Genomic DNA, 19,125 nt, shown 5'->3' on the forward strand with positions numbered 1-19,125 from the left:
CGCGAGGGCTCGCCGCCGAGCGCGGTCGCCTCGCTTCTGCGTCACGGCGCGGCGTTCGCCCGCGCGATCCAGGCCTCGACCTCGTCGGCCGTGCGCGGGATGTCAGCCGACAGGTTCACTGGGCCGTCCACCGTCATGAGGATGTCGTCCTCGATGCGCACCCCGATGCCGCGGTACTCCTCGGGCACCGTGAGGTCGTCGATCTGGAAGTACAGTCCCGGTTCGATCGTGAACACCATGCCCGGTTCGAGCAGGCCGTCGTAGTACATCTCGCGGCGTGCCTGCGCGCAGTCGTGGACGTCGATGCCGAGGTGGTGACTCGTGCCGTGCACCATGTAGCGGCGGTGCTGCCCACCCGCATCGGCATCGAGTGCCTCCTCGGCAGTCACCGGCAGCAGCCCCCACTCGGCCACGCGCGCCGCGATCACCTGCATCGCGGCTTCGTGCACGGCGCGGAACTTCACGCCCGGTACGGCAGCCGCGAACGCGGCATCGGCCGCTTCGCGCACCGTCTCGTAGATGCGGCGCTGGATGTCGGTGAACGTGCCCGACACCGGCAGCGTGCGGGTGATGTCGGCGGTGTACAGGCTGTCGACCTCGACGCCGGCGTCGACGAGGATCAGGTCGCCGGGCACGACGGCGCCGTCGTTGCGCGTCCAGTGCAGGTAGCAGGCATGCGGGCCCGAGGCGGCGATCGTGTCGTAGCCTTCGCCGTTTCCGTCGGTGCGCGCACGCAGGTGGAAGACGCCTTCGACGGCGCGTTCGCCGCGCGGCGTGGCGACGATGCGGGGGAGGTCGGCGACGATGTCGTCGAACCCGCGCCCGGTGACCTCGACGGCGAGGCGCATCTGCTCGATCTCGTACTCGTCCTTCACGAGCCGAAGCTCGGACACGAATCCGGTGAGCGCGTCGTCCTCGTCGAGGACGACATCGCCCTCACGCGACTCGAACGCGTCGAGATGGGCCGTCGCGATGCCGAGGTCGGAGGCGACGCCCTCGAGGGCCGGGCGCGGACCGATCCAGAACTCGCCGACGGTGGCATCCGCGTAGAACTCGGGTGTCGTGCGGTCGGCGCGTTCGCGCAGATAGAGGGTCACGTCGTGGGCGTCGCCGTTCGGTTCGAACACGAGCACCGAGTCGGGGACCGCGTCGGCACCCCAGCCGGTGAGATGCGAGAACGCGGAGTGCGCGCGGAACGGGTAGTCGGTGTCGTTCGAGCGCTGCTTGAGCGAACCTGCCGGCAGGACGAGGCGCTTGCCGGTGAAGGCGGCCGAGACCACGTCGCGTCGCGCTGCGGCGTACGGAGCCTGCTCGCGCGGCGGCGGAAGCTGATCGGGACGTTCGGCCCATCCGGTCGAGATGGTGTCGAGGAATCCCCGGGGGAACGGCTGCCGGCGGTTCGTGTTCTCCTGCGGCGCCTGCTCGGTGTCGGCGATCGTGTCGCTTTCGCTGGTGCTCATGAGACCAGTCTCGCACCCCTGGCGTGCGCGGTCAGCCGGATGCCGGCTCGTACTGCACGATGAGCGGGCGGTGGTCGCTGCCCGCGGCATCTTGCGACCGCAGCACCACGGAGCCGGTCGCCACCCACGCATCCGTCGCCATCACGTGGTCGATCGGTGTGCCCAGCAGCGCGGGCACTTCGGTGGTCCACGTGCCGACGGCGCCGTTGCCCGTGTGCGCGGCGGCGTCGGTGCATCTGCCGAGCGTGCCGCCGTCGCTGCCGAGACGGTCCATGTGATCGACCGTGGCGTTGAAGTCTCCGGCGAGGATCACATTGTCGCTCGCGCATTGATCGGCGACCCACTGCAGGTCACCGCGCCACTGCGACATCGCGTCCTGCCGCGGAGCCACGGCATGCACCGCCACGACGATCGGACCTTCGCCGTCGACGGGCATCGCGACGACGCTCGGCACCGTTGACGTGTTCGTCGTGCCGGATGCCACGGACTCCACGACCGCGTAGTCCCCGAGGTCAGGAGAAATCAGCAGGGTCGTCGAGTTCGCGTCCCACTGCGCCCAGTCCTCGCGGTTGCGGTAGTCCTCGTGGTGGGCCCACATGGGGCGACCCATCTCGCGCATCGTGATCGCGACGGCCTCGCCGGTTTCGATCGTCGTCTCGGGCAGTGCCACGATGTCGGCCTGCATGGCGACGGCCGTCTGCGCGATCTCGGCAGGGTCGGTGGCTGCACCCGCCGTATTCCAGGTCATGACGCGAAGACTCGTGTCGGTGGCCGCAGGCAGCTCTTCGGTGCCGAGGCCACGCGCGACGAGGATGGCGGCGTTCGCGACGGCCGCCAACACGCAGATCGCGGCGATCGAGGCCGCGAAGGCGCGCAGCGGGCGCGCGATCGACAGCAGGAGTGCGACCACGAGGACGATCGCGAATGCGGCGAGCACGGCTGCGCGCACGGACACGATCTGGGCGAACGGCAGCGTGCGTTCCAGACGGAAGAACTGTGGCCAGGTCACGATCGCCGCGCCGATGGCGAACACCACCGTGACCAGGATCCCGAACAGCCGCAGCACGTGGGCGAGCCTATGTCAGCAGGCTGGGAGATCGACGCATGCGCCCGCCGCGATACGCTCGGCAGATGGCAGCGAACGCGCGGGGACGATTCCACGCTCCGGCCGATCTGCACCTGCACTCGGACCACTCCGACGGCACCGAACCGCCGGCGCAGGTGATGGCCTCTGCGCATGCCCACGGCATCCGCACCGCTGCGCTCACGGACCACGACACGACGTCTGGATGGGCCGAGGCGGCCGAGGCGGCCGCGTCGCTGGACATGACCTTCCTGCCCGGCATGGAGCTGTCCGCGCGACACGAGTGGCGCAGCGTGCACGTCCTCGGGTATCTGTTCGATCCGGATGACGAGGCCGTCCGTGCACTCACGACGCGAATCCGGGAGTCGCGCCTGACACGGGCGCGTGAGATGGCGGCGCGTCTTTCGCGTCACCACGATCTGACGTGGGAAGACATCGTGGGTCAGACCGCCGTCGGTGCGACGGTCGGCAGACCGCACATCGCCGACGCGCTCGTGGCGAAGGGCATCGTCCGCAATCGCGAAGACGCCTTCGCCACCGTGCTGCACCCCGGCAGCGAGTACTACGTCGCGCTGTACGCCCCCGATCCCGTCACTGCGGTCGCAACGATCGCTGAGGCCGGGGGCGTGCCGATCATCGCGCACCCTGCGGGACGCGCGGGTCTGCTGCCGTCGCGGTTGCTGTCGCGCATGCTCGATGCGGGGTTGGCCGGGTTCGAACTCGGCCACCGTGAGAACGTCCAACCCGCCCTCGGCACGCTGCAAGCGCTGGCACGAACGCGCGACCTCATCATCACCGGCTCCAGCGACTATCACGGCGCTGGAAAGCCGAATCTGCCGGGGGAGCACACCACGAGCGAGGACATGGTCGCGCGCATCATCGCCCGGGCCTCAGGCACAGCGCCGGTCTTCCCGTGAGTGCGCCGAAGACTCCGGATTCAGATCCGGTGCCGTCGGCTCAGGCGCCCGCTGCCGCGGCTTGACCGCCGCCACCACCGCCGCGACGACGGCGGCGACGACGCGCCGGTGCCGGCTTGCCGTCGTGGTGCTCCTTGCCTGCGCCGTCGTGCGTTCCCGCACCGTCCGCGCCGCGATCCACGTTCGCATGCTCATCCGACCCGGAAGTCGTGGCATCCGCACCCTCGGCGAAGGTCGCACCGACCTTGTCGCCGCCCGAGCGACGACGACGCCGGCGGCGCGAGCCGCCCGGTTCACCTTCCTGCGCCGCGTCTGCCGCGCGGCCGGGACGCGAGGACTTCACCGTGGCGGTGGCGGGCGCCTTTGTGATGCGCCCCTTCGTGCCCGCCGGGATGTCGAGGTCGGTGTACAGGTGCGGACTCGACGAATAGGTCTCGACGGGCTCGGGCTGACCGAACTCGAGGGCCCGGTTGATGAGCGCCCACTTGTGCAGATCGTCCCAGTCGACGAAGGTGACGGCGATGCCGGTCTTCCCGGCGCGACCGGTGCGGCCCGCGCGGTGCAGGTAGGTCTTCTCGTCGTCGGGGATCGTGTGGTTGATCACGTGCGTGACGTCGTTGACGTCGATGCCGCGCGCGGCGACGTCGGTCGCGATGAGCACGTCCTTCTTGCCCGCCTTGAACCCGGCCATCGACCGCTCGCGCGCCTCCTGGCTCATGTCGCCGTGCACCGCGCCGGCGTTGAAGCCGCGGTCGTTCAGCTCGTCGACGAGCTTCTGGGCGGCGCGCTTCGTGCGCGTGAAGATGACAGTCTTGCCGCGACCTTCGGCCTGCAGGATGCGGGCGATGACCTCGTCCTTGTCGAGCGAGTGCGCGCGGTAGACGAGGTGACGGATGTTTGCCTGCGTGAGCCCCTCGTCGGGGTCGGTCGCGCGCATGTGGATGGGGTTCGACATGAACCGGCGCGCCAGGGCGACGATCGGGCCCGGCATGGTCGCCGAGAACAGCTGGGTGTGCCGCACCGCGGGCACCTTGGAGAAGATCTTCTCGATGTCGGCGAGGAAGCCGAGGTCGAGCATCTTGTCGGCCTCGTCGAGGACGACCTCGGTCGCATTCGACAGGTCGAGCAGACGCTGGTTGTTCAGGTCGATGAGACGGCCCGGCGTGCCGACGACGATCTGCGCGCCGGCCTTGAGCTGGTCGATCTGCCCCTCGTACGCCTTGCCGCCGTAGATGGCGACGACGCTCGTGGAGCGGTTCGAGGTGAGCATGTCCATGTCTTCGTAGACCTGCACCGCGAGTTCGCGGGTCGGAACGACGATGAGCGCCTTCACCCCGGGCTCGGGGTCGAGGCCCAGTCGCTGAACGACCGGAATGCCGAAGCCGAAGGTCTTGCCGGTGCCGGTCTTGGCCTGGCCGATGATGTCCTGGCCCGGCAGACCCAGGGGGATGGTCTGCTCCTGGATGGGGAACGCATCCACGATGCCCTTGGCCGCGAGGGCGTCCACGATGTCCTGGTCGACGCCGAGCTCGGCGAAAGTCGTCACGATTGTCTTGCCTGTCTGGCGGCGTGCGGCCGCCGGGTGAGAAGGTCCACGCCCTCTTGCTGACACAGGCGCGGTGGTCCCGTTCCATCGCCGGGACCGTCCCAGCCTACCGTCGTGCGCGGGAATCACCGGTAGCGAGGGCGCGCACCTCTAGGCTGGGGGCGTGGTGAACTGGTTCTGGCAGCGCGGCAAACGGCCCGAAGAGCGCGTGCTCCGGCTGCGTTCACGCGGCGACTATGGGGACGTCAGCCGCGTCGACTTCGAAGAGCTCGCGCCCGATATCGACACCTTCCTGGGGCAAGCCGCCTACCTGCAACTCGGATACTTCGAGACGCTGAGCGCGCTGATCGCGCCGACGCCGGAGCTCTCACAGAAGGAATCGATCTCACGCGCCGCCGGCGCGGCGTTGAACAAGCACGCCGCCCTGGTCGCCGTCATCCGTGAACGCGGCGACGACCCACTCGATCTGATGCTCCCGTTCCGCGAGCCGCTCGACGCGTTCCGGCGCGCGACGCACGGCGCCAGGCCGCTCGAGACCATGCTGTCGGTGCACATCACGGCGGGGATGCTCGACGACTTCTACCTCGCGCTGTCGGCGAGCTACGGCGACACTGGGCGGCGCGTCGCGCAGATCCTGGGCGCGGACGACGACCGAGAAGCCCTCGTCGGCATCCTCACCGATGCGATCGAGGCCGACGTCGAATGGCGTTCGCTGCTCGCGATGTGGGGGAGGCGCCTCGTCGGCGACACGCTGCTCATCGCGCGCGGTGCACTCGGGCCGAGGTCGTTGGACGCCGCCGAGGAGAAGAAGGTCGAACCCGTCTTCACCGACCTGATGGCGGCGCACTCGCGCCGGATGTCGGCGATGGCGCTCGACGCCTGAGAGGCGTCGTCAGATCCCCAGGCGCGCGCGCTCGCGCTCATCGTGTCCCGTGCGCACCCGCGTCAGCGCGATCAGCGCGATCGGGACCACCACCACGGGTACCGCGATGGATGCCAGCCAGATCCACGGCTCGGTGATCGGCGCACCCGCCCACGTGAAGGCGAGCCACGTCACGCCAGCCACGGCGGCACCCAACAGGGGCGCCAGTGCCGCACCGCGCAGGTCGCGCCCGGCCATCAAGAAGTGCAGCAGCGCACCGTAGGACGCGCCGATGATGAGCGCGATCAGGATCTGCATGTCAGGCCACGAAGCCGACGCGTCGCGATTCTTCGGTGCCGACCTCGACGAAGGCGATGCCCGCGGTCGGGACGAGGTAGGCGTTGCCCTTGCTGTCGACGAACTCGACGAACGGTGCACCCGACTCGAGCGCGTGCGCAACCGACTTCTTGACGGCGTCCGCCGACTCGACGGACTCGAAGCTGAGCTCGCGTGCGGTGTTGGTGATGCCGATGCGGATGTCCACGGTTGCCTGCCTTTCGTTGCGCCCGTCGCGGCGCACTCACGACTCTACGGCACCGTCCGGACGGGGGTCGCGATGCGCGCACGCTGTGGGCGAACGGACGTCGGACCCGCCGGATAGCGTGTGTGCATGCCCCCTGCGCCCTCCGCCTCGGCGTCCACCCCCGAGGTCGAACTCGATGCCGCCCAGCGCGCCATCGTCGACCTGCCCGATGATGCGTCCGGCGTCGTCGTCGGGGCGTCGGGCGCCGGCAAGACCGAGGTCGTCGTCGCACGCGTCGTCCACCTGCTGCAGGGGGGCTTCGCACCGCACGAGGTGCTCGTGCTCACGCCCACTCGCCAAGGGGCGACTGAACTGCGCGACCGCCTCGCCCTCGCCGTCGAGGTCGCAACACCGGGACCGCTGGCCAGATCGGTCGCGGCGTTCGCCTACGCGCTCGTGCGGGCCGCCGCCGTGCGTGCCGGCGCAGAACCGCCGCAGCTGCTCACGGGGCCGGACGAAGACCAGATCCTGCAAGACCTGCTGACGGGCGACGCCGACGACGAGCGTCATGGTCGCTCGCGATGGCCGGACTGGCTCGGTGCCGACATCAGGGCCACGCAGGGCTTCCGCGCCGAGCTGCGGGCGTTCCTGGCCGAATGCGTCACCCTCGGCGTCGAACCGTCCTCACTCCCTGACATCGCTCGCGACGAGTCGTTGCCGGTCTGGGAGTCGGTCGCCTCGTTCGCGGCCGAATACCAGCGTGTCCGGGCGCGCATGCGCGGTGCGCACCGCGACGCCGCGGGCATGGTCCGCGAAGCGCTCGGCATCGTGCGCGGCGGCGTACCCGAGCGGCTCGACGTGCGGGTCGTGCTCGTCGATGACGCGCAGGAGCTCACCGCGGGCGGCGTCGACCTGCTCGGCGCACTTCGCGAACGCGGCGTCGCCGTCCTGGCGTTCGGCGACCCCGACGTGGGGTCGGGTGCGTTCCGCGGGGCGAGCCCCGAGAACTTCGCACGGCTGGCAGCCGGCTCGACGCTGCATGTGCTCGACGGTGCACATCGGGGCACGCCCGCCCAGCACGATCTGCTGGCGCAGGTGACCGCGCGCATCGGCGCGGCCGGCGTCGTGGCGCACCGCCGTCGCCCGACCGGCGATGCGACCGTCGCGACCGACGCGAGTGTGCGGGCCTTCGCACTGCGCTCCGCCGCCGAACAGTACGACACGATCGCGCGACTGTTGCGCGAACGGCACGTGCACGACGGGGTGCCGTGGGCGCAGTGTGCGGTGATCGCGCACGACACCCGGCAGGTGACGGCGCTGGAGGCCGAACTCGCCGCCCGCGACGTGCCCACCGGCGGTGTGCAGGGGCGCACGCTGGGCGATCGCAGCGCCATCCGCGATGTCCTGCGCACGGTCGAACTCGCCGCACTTCCGGTCGAGCAGTGGCGGCCGGACGACGTCACCGACGCGCTGCGCGGTGCAGGGTTCGATCCGATCGCGCTCCGGCGACTGCGCACCACGCTTCGCCACGCCGCAGCACGGGCGACGGATGCCGATGATGCGCCGCTGCCGTCGGGGCGCGAACTGCTCGCGTCGGCGATGGCGCACCCGATCGAGTTCGAACTGCTCGACACACGAGAGGGCCGTCAGGCTGCCCGTGTGGCCGGCACCGTCGCGGCACTTCGCACGCAGCTCGCCGAGGCCGCCACGGCGCACGAATTGCTCTGGACGGTCTGGGAGTCATCGGGCAGGCAGCGGGTGTGGACCGAAGCCGCAGCCGGGCACGGACCCCTCGCCGAGCAGGCACGGCGAGACATCGAGGCACTTGTCGCGCTCTTCCAGGCCGCCAAACGACACGGTGAACGCGAGGACAACACGTCGGCGCTCGCCTTCATCCGCGGCGTCCTCAACTCCGATGTCGCCGAGGACCGTCTGTCCGCACCGCCGCCGGGTGACGCGGTGCGCATCATGACGCCGGCTGCGGCGCTCGGGGCAGAATTCGACACCGTCGTGATCGCGGGCGTGCAGGACGGCGTCTGGCCGAACCTCCGCACCCGCGGGTCGCTGTTGGAGACCTGGCGCCTGGCGACGATCGGACAGCCCACCCCCGACGTGGTCGACCGGCGCCGTTCGGTGCTGCACGATGAGCTCCGGCTGTTCGCGCGTGCCGTCTCGCGTGCCCGCACACACCTCGTCGTGACGGCCGTGGACGACGACGACACCGGCCCGAGCGCGCTGTTCGAGTTCCTTCCGCCCGCGCAGCCTGCGCCGGTGTCGGCGGAGCATCCGCTGTCCTTGCGCGGGCTCGTCGCTCGGCACCGTCGCACCCTCACCGCCGGACGCGCGAGCGCGGTGGAGCGGCAGCATGCCGCCGGTCAACTCGCGCTGCTCGCGGCCGCCGAGGTCGACGGTGCCGACCCGACACGCTGGTACGGGATCGCAGAGGTCACCTCGGGCGGCGCCCGCGACACCGAGGAGGTTGTCCGCGTGTCGCCGTCGAGGCTGGAGGCGATCGAGACCTGTCAGCTCGATTGGCTCATCGGCGATCTCGGCGGCGATGCGGGGAGCACCGTCGCCGGCATCGGCACGATCATCCACGCGGCCCTCGAACACGCCGCCGGTGCGGACGAGGACGACCTCTGGCGCACCGTGGAGGCGCGGTGGGGTGAGCTCGAGTTCGAGGCGCCGTGGCGCGATCGCGCCGAGCAGACGCGTGCGCGCGATCTCATCCGCCGTCTCGCGCTGTACCTGCGACGCTTCGAGGCGTCCGGCGGTGCGTTGCTGGGAGCGGAGCCCCGCTTTGAGGTGCCGCTGCCCGATCGGGGCACCGGACCGGCTGTGCTGTCCGGATTCATCGACCGGGTCGAACTCACGCCGGAGGGGACGGTCGTCATCGTCGACCTGAAAACCGGCAAGCGCGAGCCGCAGACCGATGCGAAGGTCGCCGATCATCCGCAGCTGGCCGCCTACCAGCTCGCCTTCGAATCCGGCGCCATCGAGGCTGCCTCCGGCAAGCCGTCCGGGGGAGCGAAGCTGTTGGTGCTGCGCCCGACTGCGGCCTCGAAGGACTACGTCGAGCCACGGCAGCTGCCCTTCGACGAAGAGACCCGCGCGGCCTTCCTCGGTCGCGTCGCCGACGCGGTCGCCGTGATGCGCGGTGAGACCTTCCAGGCGCCGTACGAGGACCACTGTCGCGACGACCACACCTACGGACTGTGCCGCATCCACACGATCGCGGCGGTGAGTGCCTCGTGATCTCGCCCGAGACGCTCGCCGCCGCACTCGGCCAGTTTCCGCCGACGGCCGAACAGGCCGCCGTGATCGCGGCGCCATTGGCGCCCGCACTCGTCGTCGCCGGAGCAGGCAGCGGCAAGACCGAGACGATGTCGGGTCGGGTCGTATGGCTCGTGGCGAACGGACTCGTGCGGCGCGACCAGGTGCTCGGCCTCACCTTCACCCGGAAGGCCGCCGGCGAACTCGCCGAACGCATCGCGAAGCGCCTGCAGCGACTCGCCGAGTTCGAGCGCCGCGGACTGCTGCCGCACCTCACCCGCCTGCACGAACGCGGCGCCCTCGACGCGTTCGGCGAGCTCGAGCGTTCCGGCGGTGCGGAGGGTGCCCGCCGCATCCTGCTCGACGACCTCGCGCGCGACCTCGAACCCGTCGCCGATGACCCCGACGCGCTCCTGCACCGGCCCGAGGTGTCGACCTACAACAGCTTCGCCGACCAGATCGCGCGCGAGCACGCCGTGCGGATCGGACGCGATCCCGAGGCTGCGGTGCTCAGCGAATCTGCCGCGTGGCTGCTGATGCGGCGGGTCGTGTTCGCCTCCGATGATCCACGCCTGGAAGGACGGGAGGAGGCGCTGTCGTCGATCATCGATGCGGCCCTTCGCATTGCGCGTGACGGGGTCGACAACCGCGTCGACCTCGACCTGCTCGCCTCGTTCCCCGACGACTTCGCGCACGTGCTGGAGCGGCCCTCGACCTCGGCGCGCGTCACCGTCTACGCCGACATCCAGAAGGCGGCAGACAAAGTCGGCGGTCTCGGGGTGCTCGTCGCGCTCGCACGGGACTATGAGCACGCCAAGCGCCGCCAAGGCGTCATGGACTTCGCCGATCAGGTCGCCGGCGCACTCGACGCGGTCGGCGCCCACCCGGGCATCGCCGCCGAGCTTCGGCAGCGCTACCGTGTCGTGCTGCTGGACGAATATCAGGACACCTCCGTCGTGCAGACGCAGCTGCTGTCGGGCGTCTTCGCCGACGCAGCGGTCATGGCCGTCGGTGATCCGCACCAATCGATCTACGGCTGGCGCGGCGCGAGTGCGGGGAACCTCGGCGACTTCGCCCAGGCGTTCTCATCCACAGGTGAGAGCGCTCGCTTCACGCTGCTCACGAGCTGGCGCAACAGCGCACGCGTGCTGGCGGCGGCCAATGCCGTGCTGGCGCCGTTGGCGGCGTCCAGCCCCGTCGACGTCGGAGCGCTGCGCCCGCGCCCCGGGGCGCCGCAGGGTGACGTACGCATCACGATCACGACCGATGTGGATGCCGAGGCCGCCGCCGTCGCGGAATGGTTCGCGCATGTGCGCGACGAGCGCCGCCGACACAGTCAGGAGACGAGCGGCGCCGTGCTGTTTCGCAGCAAGAAGCACATGCTGCGGTTCGCCGACGCGCTCGGGCAGCGCGGCATCCCGCATCGCATCCTCGGCCTCGGCGGGCTCCTCGCGACGCCCGAGGTGGTCGACGTCGTCGCCGCGCTGCGCGTCATCACCGACCCGCACGCCGGATCAGCCCTGATCCGACTGCTTGCCGGTCCCCGCTGGCGGATCGGGCTGCGCGATCTGCGTGCGCTCCATGCGCTCGCCCGACGGGTGGGGCGGCACGATGTCTCGTTGCAGCCCCTCGATGCGCACGCATCGGCACGGTTGCAGGGTGGCGACGACGCATCGCTGGTCGACGCCCTCGACTTCTTTCTGCGACACCCCGCCGACCACGGTTGGCTCGACGGGTTCACGGCGGCCGCCAGGACGCGCCTTCGCGAAGCAGCGGGAGTGTTCGCGGCGCTGCGTCAGTCCGCCGGCATCCCGATTCCAGAGCTCGTGCGGCTCGTCGAGCGCGAGCTGCGCCTCGATATCGAGCTCGCGGCGAACGAGTCCAGGGGGCCGGCCCGCACCGCGACCGACCAGCTGCGCGCCTTCGTCGACGAGCTGCACGGCTTTCTCGCGACCGACGAATCCGGATCGCTCCCGAGCCTGCTGGCGTGGCTCGACCGCGCCGAACGGCTTGACGAGTTCGCGCCCCGCACCGAGCCGCCCGAGGAAGACGTGGTGCAGCTGCTCACGATCCACGGCTCCAAGGGGCTCGAGTGGGATGCCGTCGCCGTCGTGCGCGGCGTCGACGACGAGCTGCCGGCGCGACTGCGTGACGGCCAGGGGTGGTTGTCGTTCGGTGTGCTGCCGTACGCGTTCCGAGGTGATGAGCGCTGGTTGCCGACGTTCGCGTGGGAGCACTCGCAGACGCAGCAAGAGCTCAAACAGGCGCTGGCGGACTACGGCGACGGCATCCGTACCCGTCACCTCGACGAGGAGCGACGCCTCGCCTACGTCGCGGTCACCCGTGCGCGCGACCACCTCCTGCTGAGCGGATCGCACTGGGCGGGGACGAAGAGCGCGCGGCGGCCGAGCATCTTTCTGGCGGAGATCGCGCAGACACTCGGCGACGACGTGACCGGCGCAGTCGACCGTGACGCCGACCCGGGGGACAACCCGTACGCGGACGCCGTAGAACTGCTGCGATGGCCGATGGATCCGCTCGGCGCGCGCCGGTCGCGGGTGGAAGCGGCATCCGCAGCGGTCGCCGCGGCGCAGGCCGCACCGCCGGTCGCGCCCGAGCGCGACCTCGAGCTGCTGCTCGCCGAACGCGCCGCCCGAGGGCGCTCGGCAGTCGAGACCGCACCGACACGCATCCCGGCCTCGCGATTCAAGGAGTTCGTCACCGATTACGCGGGCACCGTCGCCGCCATCGCGAGGCCACTGCCCGAACGCCCGTACCGCCAGACGAGACTGGGCACCGTCTTCCACGCATGGGTCGAGGAGCGCTCGGGACTCACCGGCGCGGGCACCTCACTCGACGACGCACTGTGGGAGCAGGACGACGACACACCCGATGCGGCGAGGGCCGACGATGCGGCCCTCGCAACGCTCAAGCGCAACTTCCTCGCGTCGGAGTGGGCGCAGCTGCAGCCGATCGAAGTCGAGACCGAGATCGATTTCGTCGACACCGACGCGTTCGGCGACGGCCGCGCGCACGTCATCATCTGCAAGCTCGATGCCGTCTACCGGCGCGGCGATCGCATCGAGATCGTGGACTGGAAGACCGGGCGGCCGCCGCGGGGTGCCGCGCAGCGCGAGGAGCGCATGCTGCAGCTCGAACTGTATCGCCGGGCATATCACGCACACCGCGGCGTGCCGCTGGAACGCATCGACGTCGTCTTGTACTACGTGGCCGACGACCTCATCCTTCGCGGCTGATCGCCCGGTTGGGCCCCGCCCCGCTCAGGCGGTGCCGGTCCAACGCCGCAGCGCATTGCGCGCGGCTTCGTCGGGATCGACAGCGGCGGACGCTGCGGCGGCCTCGTGGCGAATGTCGGGGTCGGCAGGCGTGCGGGCTGCCAGTTCTCGCGCGGCCCATTCGCTCATCTCGAGCGGCTGCGTCGGCTGATCGACCGTCGATGAAGGTTCGTCGTCACCGAACGCCTCCAGATCGTCCGCATCGAACGCGTCGGTCTGCATCGAGGTGTCGATCGGGCCCGACTGGTTCCGCGAGACGCGGTCGCTCGCGGCGAACGCATCGTCGGCGCTGACGTGCTCGCGGACGAAGGCGGGCTCGTCGCGCACGTTCTCGTCGAGGGATTCGAGCAGGGCGACCGCGTCGGCGACGATCGACTCCGACCCGACGGTGTGCCCGTGGACGAGCCACGACGCGAACTCGAACTCCGCGTGCAGCCTGGCTCGCTCGGCCAGCAGTGCATCGGCGGTGCGATGGGTCTGATCGGCGTACGTGTCGAAGATGTCGTGGCGCGCCGCCGAAGCCGACGCCACCCACCGCAGGTCGACGGCGGGGTCGCCGACGCTCAGCCCGCGCCAGCCCAGCAGGCCGGTCACGGCGGGAACGCCCTCGACGTCTTCGAGCAGGAAGGACGACGGCTCTGCGCCGCCCAGCACGACCGTCGTCTCGAATCGCCACAGTTCCTCGTCGGCCAGAGCCGTGCTCCACCGGCGTAGCAACCCGAACGGCAGGCGCCCCGTGGCTTCGGCGCGATCGAGCAGTCGCTCGGCCTCGTCGCGCACCTGCTCGGCGGTGCGCACCGGCAGCCCCGCATCGCGGACCACGGAGTGCGGCAGGTTGTGCACGCGGGCAAGCGAAGCGGCGATCGAGGTCGCGACACCCTGCCCGGGCGGGATGTGCGCGGCATCCACGCGGTACCCGCGCAGGTAGGTTTCGACGAGCGCGCGGGGTCCACCCAGCGACGCCTCGCCGAGCACTTCGGGCGCCGCGAACGGCAGCACCGCGCGCACACCGGGGGTCAGCGCCCGTAGGGCGTTCGCCTCGGCGTGCAGTTCGGCCGCCGCCTCGTCATCGCGGGGCGCACGCACGACCACGCGTCGGCCGTCGTCGAGGGAGACGACCGCGCTGTCGAACCGTCCCGCGCCGCCGTCGCTGAGGGGCGCCACACCGACCGCGGTCACACGGGGCAGGGCGGCTGTCACCGACGCGGCTAGAGTGAGAGGTGAGCGTGCCATGCCCCCAGGGTAGGTCGGGCACGCCCCCGCGACACCGCGCCACGCCCGGCAAGAGAGGTCCTCGATGCCCGCGAACGACAGCGCGCCGCCGCCCGCTCTCGCGCGGGGCCGGTTCGACCGCGCCGCCGACGAACGAACCGACCCCGCATTGATTCGCCGACTGCGGGAACGGTCGGATACCCGTGTGCTTGTCGTGGCGGGCGACCGCATCCGTACCGACGGCGATCAGCTTCACCTCGACGCGCCCGCAGGTCTCGCAGGTGTCGAGATCGAGCACTGGGCCTTCCTCGGCCGCACGCAGGCGGGTGCGCCGCTGCTGCTCGCGGCCGTGTTGGACGCGCACGAGTCCGATGACTCGCGCTGGGCCTCGTTGCGCACCGCCGGCGCGGTGCTGCCGGCCGAAGAGGCGACCGCGCTGGTCACTGCGGTCGCGCTCGCCCGCTGGTTGCGAGAGTCGCCGTACTGTCCCGCGTGTGGGGCGCTCACCGACGTGATCCAGTCGGGGTGGGCGCGCCGTTGCCCGTCGTGCGGGCGCGAGCACTTTCCGCGGACGGACCCCGCTGTCATCGTCGCGGTGACCTCGGCGGACGACCGGCGTGTGCTGCTCGGGCGCAACGCGCAGTGGGGCGACCGTGCGATGTACTCGACGTTCGCGGGCTTCGTCGAGGCGGGGGAGTCGATCGAGGCGACGGTCGCGCGCGAGGTGGAGGAAGAGGCGGGCGTCCGCCTGCACGGCATTCGCTATCGCAGCTCGCAGCCGTGGCCGTATCCGCGGTCGCTGATGCTCGGGTTCCACGCGACGGCGGTCGACGAGACCGCTGCGCGACCCGACGGTGAAGAGATCGTCGACGTGCGCTGGTTCGATCGGCAGGAGCTGCGAGCCGGATTCTCCGGCAGGGCAGACTTCTCGTTGCCCGGGCCGGCGTCGATCGCGCACATGCTCATCCGGGAATGGCTCGACGCGGACGGCGGCTCCGGTGAGTGATCGCTCGCTGGTCGGCCTCGATGAAGCCCAGCGCGAGGCGGCCTCGACACTTCGTGGACCCGTGTGCGTGTTGGCCGGTGCGGGAACGGGAAAGACCCGCGTCATCACCCATCGCATCGCCCACGGGGTCGACACGGGTGCCTACTCGCCGTCGCGCGTGATGGCGGTGACGTTCACGAGCAAGGCGGCGGGGGAGATGCGCGGCCGCCTGCGCGCCCTCGGCGTCGAGGGGGTCGCCGCGCGGACGTTCCACGCTGCCGCGTTGGCGCAGGTGAATTTCTTCTGGCCGCAGCTGGCCGCGGACACGGCGCCGACCATCGTCGACAGCAAGATCCGCCTGCTCGCCCAGGCGGCGGACGCGGCGCGCGTGCGAACCGACAACACGACGCTGCGTGACGTGGCCTCGCGTATCGAGCACCGCAAAGTGACGATGCGCACGATCGATCAGGATGCCGCCGATCGCCCGCACGGAGTGGGCGGGCTGGAACTGTCGGCTCTCGTCGACCTGCAGCGTGCGTACGAGAAGCTCAAGGACGAACGGCGACAGATCGACTTCGAAGACGTGCTGTTGGCCTGCGCGGGGATGCTGGAGTCCGAACCGCGGGTCGCGGCGGCCGTGCACGAGCAGTACCGACACTTCACGGTCGACGAGTTCCAGGACGTTTCGCCGGTGCAGAACCGACTGCTGGAGTTGTGGCTCGGCGATCGTCGCGATCTGTGCGTCGTCGGCGACGCCAGCCAGACGATTTATTCGTTCGCGGGCGCCGACCCGCAGTACCTGCTCGGCTTCGCCGGGCGGTTTCCCGATGCGCGGGTCGTGCGGCTCGAGCACAACTACCGATCCGATCCCGCCGTGCTCGACGTCGCGAACGCGCTCATGCGTGATCGCCCTGGCGCCCTGCGGCTGGTCTCGGACGCCGCCCGGGGACCGCAGCCGACGGTCGCCGCTTACGCAGACGACGCGGCCGAGGCGGACGGCATCGCGGCAGCGGTGGCGGCCCAGGTCGCCCGCGGCGTCGATCCGCGGCGCATCGCGGTGCTGTACCGCGCGAACGCGCAGTCGGCTCCGATCCTCGCGGCCCTCGCCGGTCGCGGCATCCCCGCGACCGTGCTCGGCGGTACCCGCTTCTTCGACCTTCCGGAGGTTCGCCAGGCGGTGCTCGCGCTGCGCGGTGCGGCCGTCGCACCCGGCGAGGCGGGCCTCGTGCGCGCGGTGCGCGATGTGCTGCGCTCGCTCGGGCTCACCGAGGAGCCGCCGCCGGCGGGCGGCGCCCTGCGCGACCAGTGGGAGGCGCGGGCGGCGCTCCTGCGACTGGCCGAGGAGGCGCCCGACGGGACGTCGCTGCGGGCCTTCGCCGACGGCTTGCTGGCCCGCGCGAAAGATCAGCATGAGCCCTCGATGCGCACCGTCACGCTCGCAACACTCCACGCGGCGAAGGGCCTCGAGTGGGACCACGTGCATCTTGCGGGAATGTCCGAGGGGCTGTTGCCCATCTCGTACGCCTCGACGCTCGAGGGCGTCGATGAAGAGCGACGCCTGGCCTACGTGGGCGTCACGCGGGCTGCTCGGTCGCTCTCGCTGACGTGGGCGCGATCGAGCGGACATCGCGATCGGCAGCCGTCGCGATTCCTGCGGGAACTCGGCACCAGCATCGAGGATGCGGCCGGTGCACGCGCCAGGCGCGCCGCGCCGAGTCGGCCCTGAGCGTCACTGCGGCGCCGGCGGGAAGCTCGCGTGAGGTGAGCATGCGCGCGGCGATCGCCGCGGCTTCCAGCAGCAGCGGCCCTGCTGTCGCAACCGGCGCGCGACCGAGCAGTTGCGCTGCGAGCGCCGGCCACGTCGGATCGGCGTCGGTGCGTGTCGCGTGGATGCACGCGAGGCAGGCGGTCGCACCGGGCACGATGAGCGGCCCGACCTCGACGCGGTCGCCCGCGAGGTGAACCGGCAGGTGCGCGATGTCGCGCGCGACGAGGGCTGCGGCGTGGCGCGGTTCGACCAGCCGCGCGGCGACGATGACCAATGGCGCCGTGTCGTCGACCCCATCGTCCAGCCCCGCGTGTCGCAGGCTCGACGCGAAGACCTCGGCATCGCGGTCGGGTACCCCGTCGGCGGCGGCGACGCGCGCCGTGACCGGCGGGTCGTCAGCAGCGAAGGCGGGACGGAGATCGGCGATGAACGTCGCTGCGTCCGCGCCCGACGCACCGAGACAGCGTGCCAGCGGATGGAGCATCGCCTCGGGGACGCCCTCGATGAGCGCGTCCAGCAGTCGCTCCTGCCACGGCTGCACGGTCTCGACGCGCACGTCGCCGTCGATACCGAGCTGCAGTGACGTCGGAGACCGCCACAGCGGTGCGTTCGACGGGGTCAGTCTGGGCATGCCCTGATCCTCGCGCGCCGCGCGCGTGTGCCCACCGGGTTGTCCACAGGCGTAGCCGCCCGGGGCACGTGGTGCTCAGACCGGGCGGGGTCCTTCGGGACCTTCAGCGCCGTCGTCGGGCTCCGACCCTGCCGCGTCGCCGCCCGCATCCGACGCCTGCGGAGCGTTCAACAGGGCATCGAGTGCGTCGTCGATGGCGTCGCGCGCCGGCGCTTCACCACGCTCGTGGGCCTGCAGCCGGGCGACGAGCGCGTGCGGATCGTCGATGTCGTCGGCCGTCGGTATGAGGTCGGGGTAGTCCCACAGGCGGTCGCGCGCCTCGGCGCCCACGGCATCCGTGACGGCGCGCCACATGGCGGCAGCTTCTCGCAGGCGCCGCGGGCGCAGTTCGAGGCCGACGAGGGATGCCATGGCCTGCTCGGCGGGACCGCCGACGGCGCGGCGTCGGCGCACGGCTTCACTGATGCGGTCCGCCGCCGGCAGGCGGCTCGTGGCGTCTGCTGTCACGACTTCGACCCAACCCTCGATCGTCGCGAGCAGGTTCTCGAGCCGTGTCAGTGCGAGCGTCTGCGCCTCGGTCCGCTGTGGCAGCAGGGCGCCGCTTTCGAGGGCCTCGCGAAGTTCGTCGGTCGAGGAAGGGTCGAACCGTGACGCGAGCTCTTCGAGTGCATCGGTGTCGACGCGGGTGCCGCGGGCGAACTCGGTGACCTGCGAGATGACGTGCAGACGCAGCCACCGTGCGTGGCGGAACAGTCGGGCGTGGGCGAGCTCACGCGTCGCGAGGTACAGGGCGAGCTGGTCGTCCTCGATCTCGAGGTCGCGACCGAAGTCGTCGAAGTTCTGCGGCAGGATCGCCGCTGCGCCGTCTGGCATGACGGGGATGCCGACGTCTCCGCCGGAGACGACCTCGAGCGAGAGGCGCCCGATGACGCTGCCGAGCTGCGCCGCGAACAGGGCGCCGCCGATCGTCCGCAGGAACTTGCCCGCGCCGGCGATCATCGACTGCATCTCTTCGGGGGTCTGGGTCTGCAGCGCCTCGGTGAGGGCGTCGGCGATCGAGGTCGCTACGGGCTCGGCGAGCTCCTGCCACACCGGGAGCGTCGCCTCGACCCATTGCCCGCGGGTCATCGCTGCCGGTGGTGCGGCGAGATCCGAGATGGTGGTCGCTTCGCTCAGCCAGAGGGTGGCGAGCGCGAAGGCCTGGTCGAAGTCCTGGCGTGCGCCCGAGGAGATGCCGTGCCCGTCCTTGTTGGCCAGGTGCAGCGCCTGGGTGCGTGCCGAGGACCAGTCGATCCCGTCGGTGCCCGCGGCGAACGCGCCCTGCAGGTTGCGCATCATGTTCTGCATCATCGCGGGGTCGATGCCCATGCCCGAGAGCTGCTGGAGCTGTTCGGGATCGAGTCCGGCGCCGCCACCCAGGAGGTTGCGCAGCATCTCCTGGAACTCGTCCTCGGGGGAACGGTCCTCGTCTGCCATGTCGGTGGCCTTTCAGCGGAGTGATGACGTCCCGTTCTACGCTAGTCGCACGGCTTCACCGCACGGCCCGAATCCACCCGGCGGACCGATGT

General features: G+C 71.0%; 13 protein-coding genes. 6 read left to right on the forward strand and 7 right to left on the reverse strand.

Annotated elements, in window-relative coordinates; translation table 11 throughout:
- Positions 1-41: 41 nt before the first annotated feature.
- The gene (locus tag AC3ENX_RS02820; protein ID WP_434810314.1) at positions 42-1,460 is read right to left on the reverse strand and encodes an aminopeptidase P family protein; all 1,419 of its coding nucleotides are present in this window, start codon (positions 1,458-1,460) and stop codon (positions 42-44) included.
- A gap of 31 nt (positions 1,461-1,491) precedes the next feature.
- Positions 1,492-2,526: an endonuclease/exonuclease/phosphatase family protein gene (locus AC3ENX_RS02825; protein WP_434810315.1), complete on the reverse strand. Its 1,035-nt coding sequence runs from the start codon at positions 2,524-2,526 to the stop codon at positions 1,492-1,494.
- Positions 2,527-2,591: 65 nt separating this feature from the next.
- Here AC3ENX_RS02825 and AC3ENX_RS02830 point away from each other — a divergent pair, with 65 nt between their 5' ends.
- The gene (locus tag AC3ENX_RS02830; RefSeq protein WP_434810316.1) at positions 2,592-3,461 is read left to right on the forward strand and encodes a PHP domain-containing protein; all 870 of its coding nucleotides are present in this window, start codon (positions 2,592-2,594) and stop codon (positions 3,459-3,461) included.
- A gap of 40 nt (positions 3,462-3,501) precedes the next feature.
- Here the strand turns inward: AC3ENX_RS02830 and AC3ENX_RS02835 are convergent, their stop codons facing one another.
- Entirely contained in the window at positions 3,502-5,007 is a 1,506-nt protein-coding gene (locus tag AC3ENX_RS02835; RefSeq protein ID WP_434810317.1) for a DEAD/DEAH box helicase, read from the reverse strand.
- A 163-nt stretch (positions 5,008-5,170) separates the two neighbouring features.
- On the opposite strand from AC3ENX_RS02835, the gene AC3ENX_RS02840 reads away from it, so the two are divergent.
- Positions 5,171-5,890: a ferritin-like fold-containing protein gene (locus AC3ENX_RS02840; protein WP_434810318.1), complete on the forward strand. Its 720-nt coding sequence runs from the start codon at positions 5,171-5,173 to the stop codon at positions 5,888-5,890.
- A gap of 9 nt (positions 5,891-5,899) precedes the next feature.
- Here AC3ENX_RS02840 and AC3ENX_RS02845 read toward each other — a convergent pair whose 3' ends face one another.
- Both AC3ENX_RS02845 and AC3ENX_RS02850 read right to left on the reverse strand, forming a co-directional pair.
- Complete coding sequence (locus AC3ENX_RS02845; RefSeq protein WP_434810319.1) at positions 5,900-6,187, reverse strand: GlsB/YeaQ/YmgE family stress response membrane protein; 288 nt, start codon at positions 6,185-6,187, stop codon at positions 5,900-5,902.
- A 1-nt stretch (position 6,188) separates the two neighbouring features.
- Entirely contained in the window at positions 6,189-6,413 is a 225-nt protein-coding gene (locus tag AC3ENX_RS02850) for a DUF3107 domain-containing protein (protein WP_434810320.1), read from the reverse strand.
- A gap of 126 nt (positions 6,414-6,539) precedes the next feature.
- On the opposite strand from AC3ENX_RS02850, the gene AC3ENX_RS02855 reads away from it, so the two are divergent.
- Both AC3ENX_RS02855 and AC3ENX_RS02860 read left to right on the forward strand, forming a co-directional pair.
- Complete coding sequence (locus tag AC3ENX_RS02855) at positions 6,540-9,647, forward strand: ATP-dependent helicase (RefSeq protein ID WP_434810321.1); 3,108 nt, start codon at positions 6,540-6,542, stop codon at positions 9,645-9,647.
- Complete coding sequence (locus AC3ENX_RS02860) at positions 9,644-12,922, forward strand: ATP-dependent DNA helicase (protein WP_434810322.1); 3,279 nt, start codon at positions 9,644-9,646, stop codon at positions 12,920-12,922. The genes AC3ENX_RS02855 and AC3ENX_RS02860 overlap by 4 nt, the downstream gene beginning before the upstream one ends.
- A 24-nt stretch (positions 12,923-12,946) precedes the next feature.
- Here the strand turns inward: AC3ENX_RS02860 and AC3ENX_RS02865 are convergent, their stop codons facing one another.
- Positions 12,947-14,194 (reverse strand): phosphotransferase, encoded by a 1,248-nt coding sequence (locus tag AC3ENX_RS02865; protein WP_434810323.1) that lies wholly within the window; start codon positions 14,192-14,194, stop codon positions 12,947-12,949.
- 64 nt (positions 14,195-14,258) lie between these two features.
- Here AC3ENX_RS02865 and nudC point away from each other — a divergent pair, with 64 nt between their 5' ends.
- Both nudC and AC3ENX_RS02875 read left to right on the forward strand, forming a co-directional pair.
- On the forward strand, positions 14,259-15,179 hold the full coding sequence (gene nudC, locus AC3ENX_RS02870; RefSeq protein WP_434810324.1) for an NAD(+) diphosphatase: 921 nt from the start codon (positions 14,259-14,261) through the stop codon (positions 15,177-15,179).
- Positions 15,172-16,884: an ATP-dependent helicase gene (locus tag AC3ENX_RS02875; protein ID WP_434810325.1), complete on the forward strand. Its 1,713-nt coding sequence runs from the start codon at positions 15,172-15,174 to the stop codon at positions 16,882-16,884. The genes nudC and AC3ENX_RS02875 overlap by 8 nt, the downstream gene beginning before the upstream one ends.
- Before the next feature lie 748 nt (positions 16,885-17,632).
- Here the strand turns inward: AC3ENX_RS02875 and AC3ENX_RS02880 are convergent.
- Positions 17,633-19,033 carry a zinc-dependent metalloprotease gene (locus tag AC3ENX_RS02880; RefSeq protein WP_434810326.1) on the reverse strand — a complete coding sequence of 467 codons (1,401 nt, stop codon included), beginning with the start codon at positions 19,031-19,033 and terminating at the stop codon, positions 17,633-17,635.
- Positions 19,034-19,125: the final 92 nt, after the last annotated feature.

This window comes from Microbacterium sp. bgisy189 (genome assembly GCF_057707225.1).

Bases quoted from the DNA above. Each gene is read 5' to 3' on its own strand.
- AC3ENX_RS02865 (WP_434810323.1), bottom strand. From the start codon at position 14,194: ATGGCACGCTCACCTCTCACTCTAGCCGCGTCGGTGACAGCCGCCCTG.
- AC3ENX_RS02845 (WP_434810319.1), bottom strand. From the start codon at position 6,187: ATGCAGATCCTGATCGCGCTCATCATCGGCGCGTCCTACGGTGCGCTG.
- AC3ENX_RS02820 (WP_434810314.1), bottom strand. From the start codon at position 1,460: ATGAGCACCAGCGAAAGCGACACGATCGCCGACACCGAGCAGGCGCCG.
- AC3ENX_RS02880 (WP_434810326.1), bottom strand. From the start codon at position 19,033: ATGGCAGACGAGGACCGTTCCCCCGAGGACGAGTTCCAGGAGATGCTG.
- AC3ENX_RS02855 (WP_434810321.1), top strand. From the start codon at position 6,540: ATGCCCCCTGCGCCCTCCGCCTCGGCGTCCACCCCCGAGGTCGAACTC.
- nudC (WP_434810324.1), top strand. From the start codon at position 14,259: ATGCCCGCGAACGACAGCGCGCCGCCGCCCGCTCTCGCGCGGGGCCGG.
- AC3ENX_RS02830 (WP_434810316.1), top strand. From the start codon at position 2,592: ATGGCAGCGAACGCGCGGGGACGATTCCACGCTCCGGCCGATCTGCAC.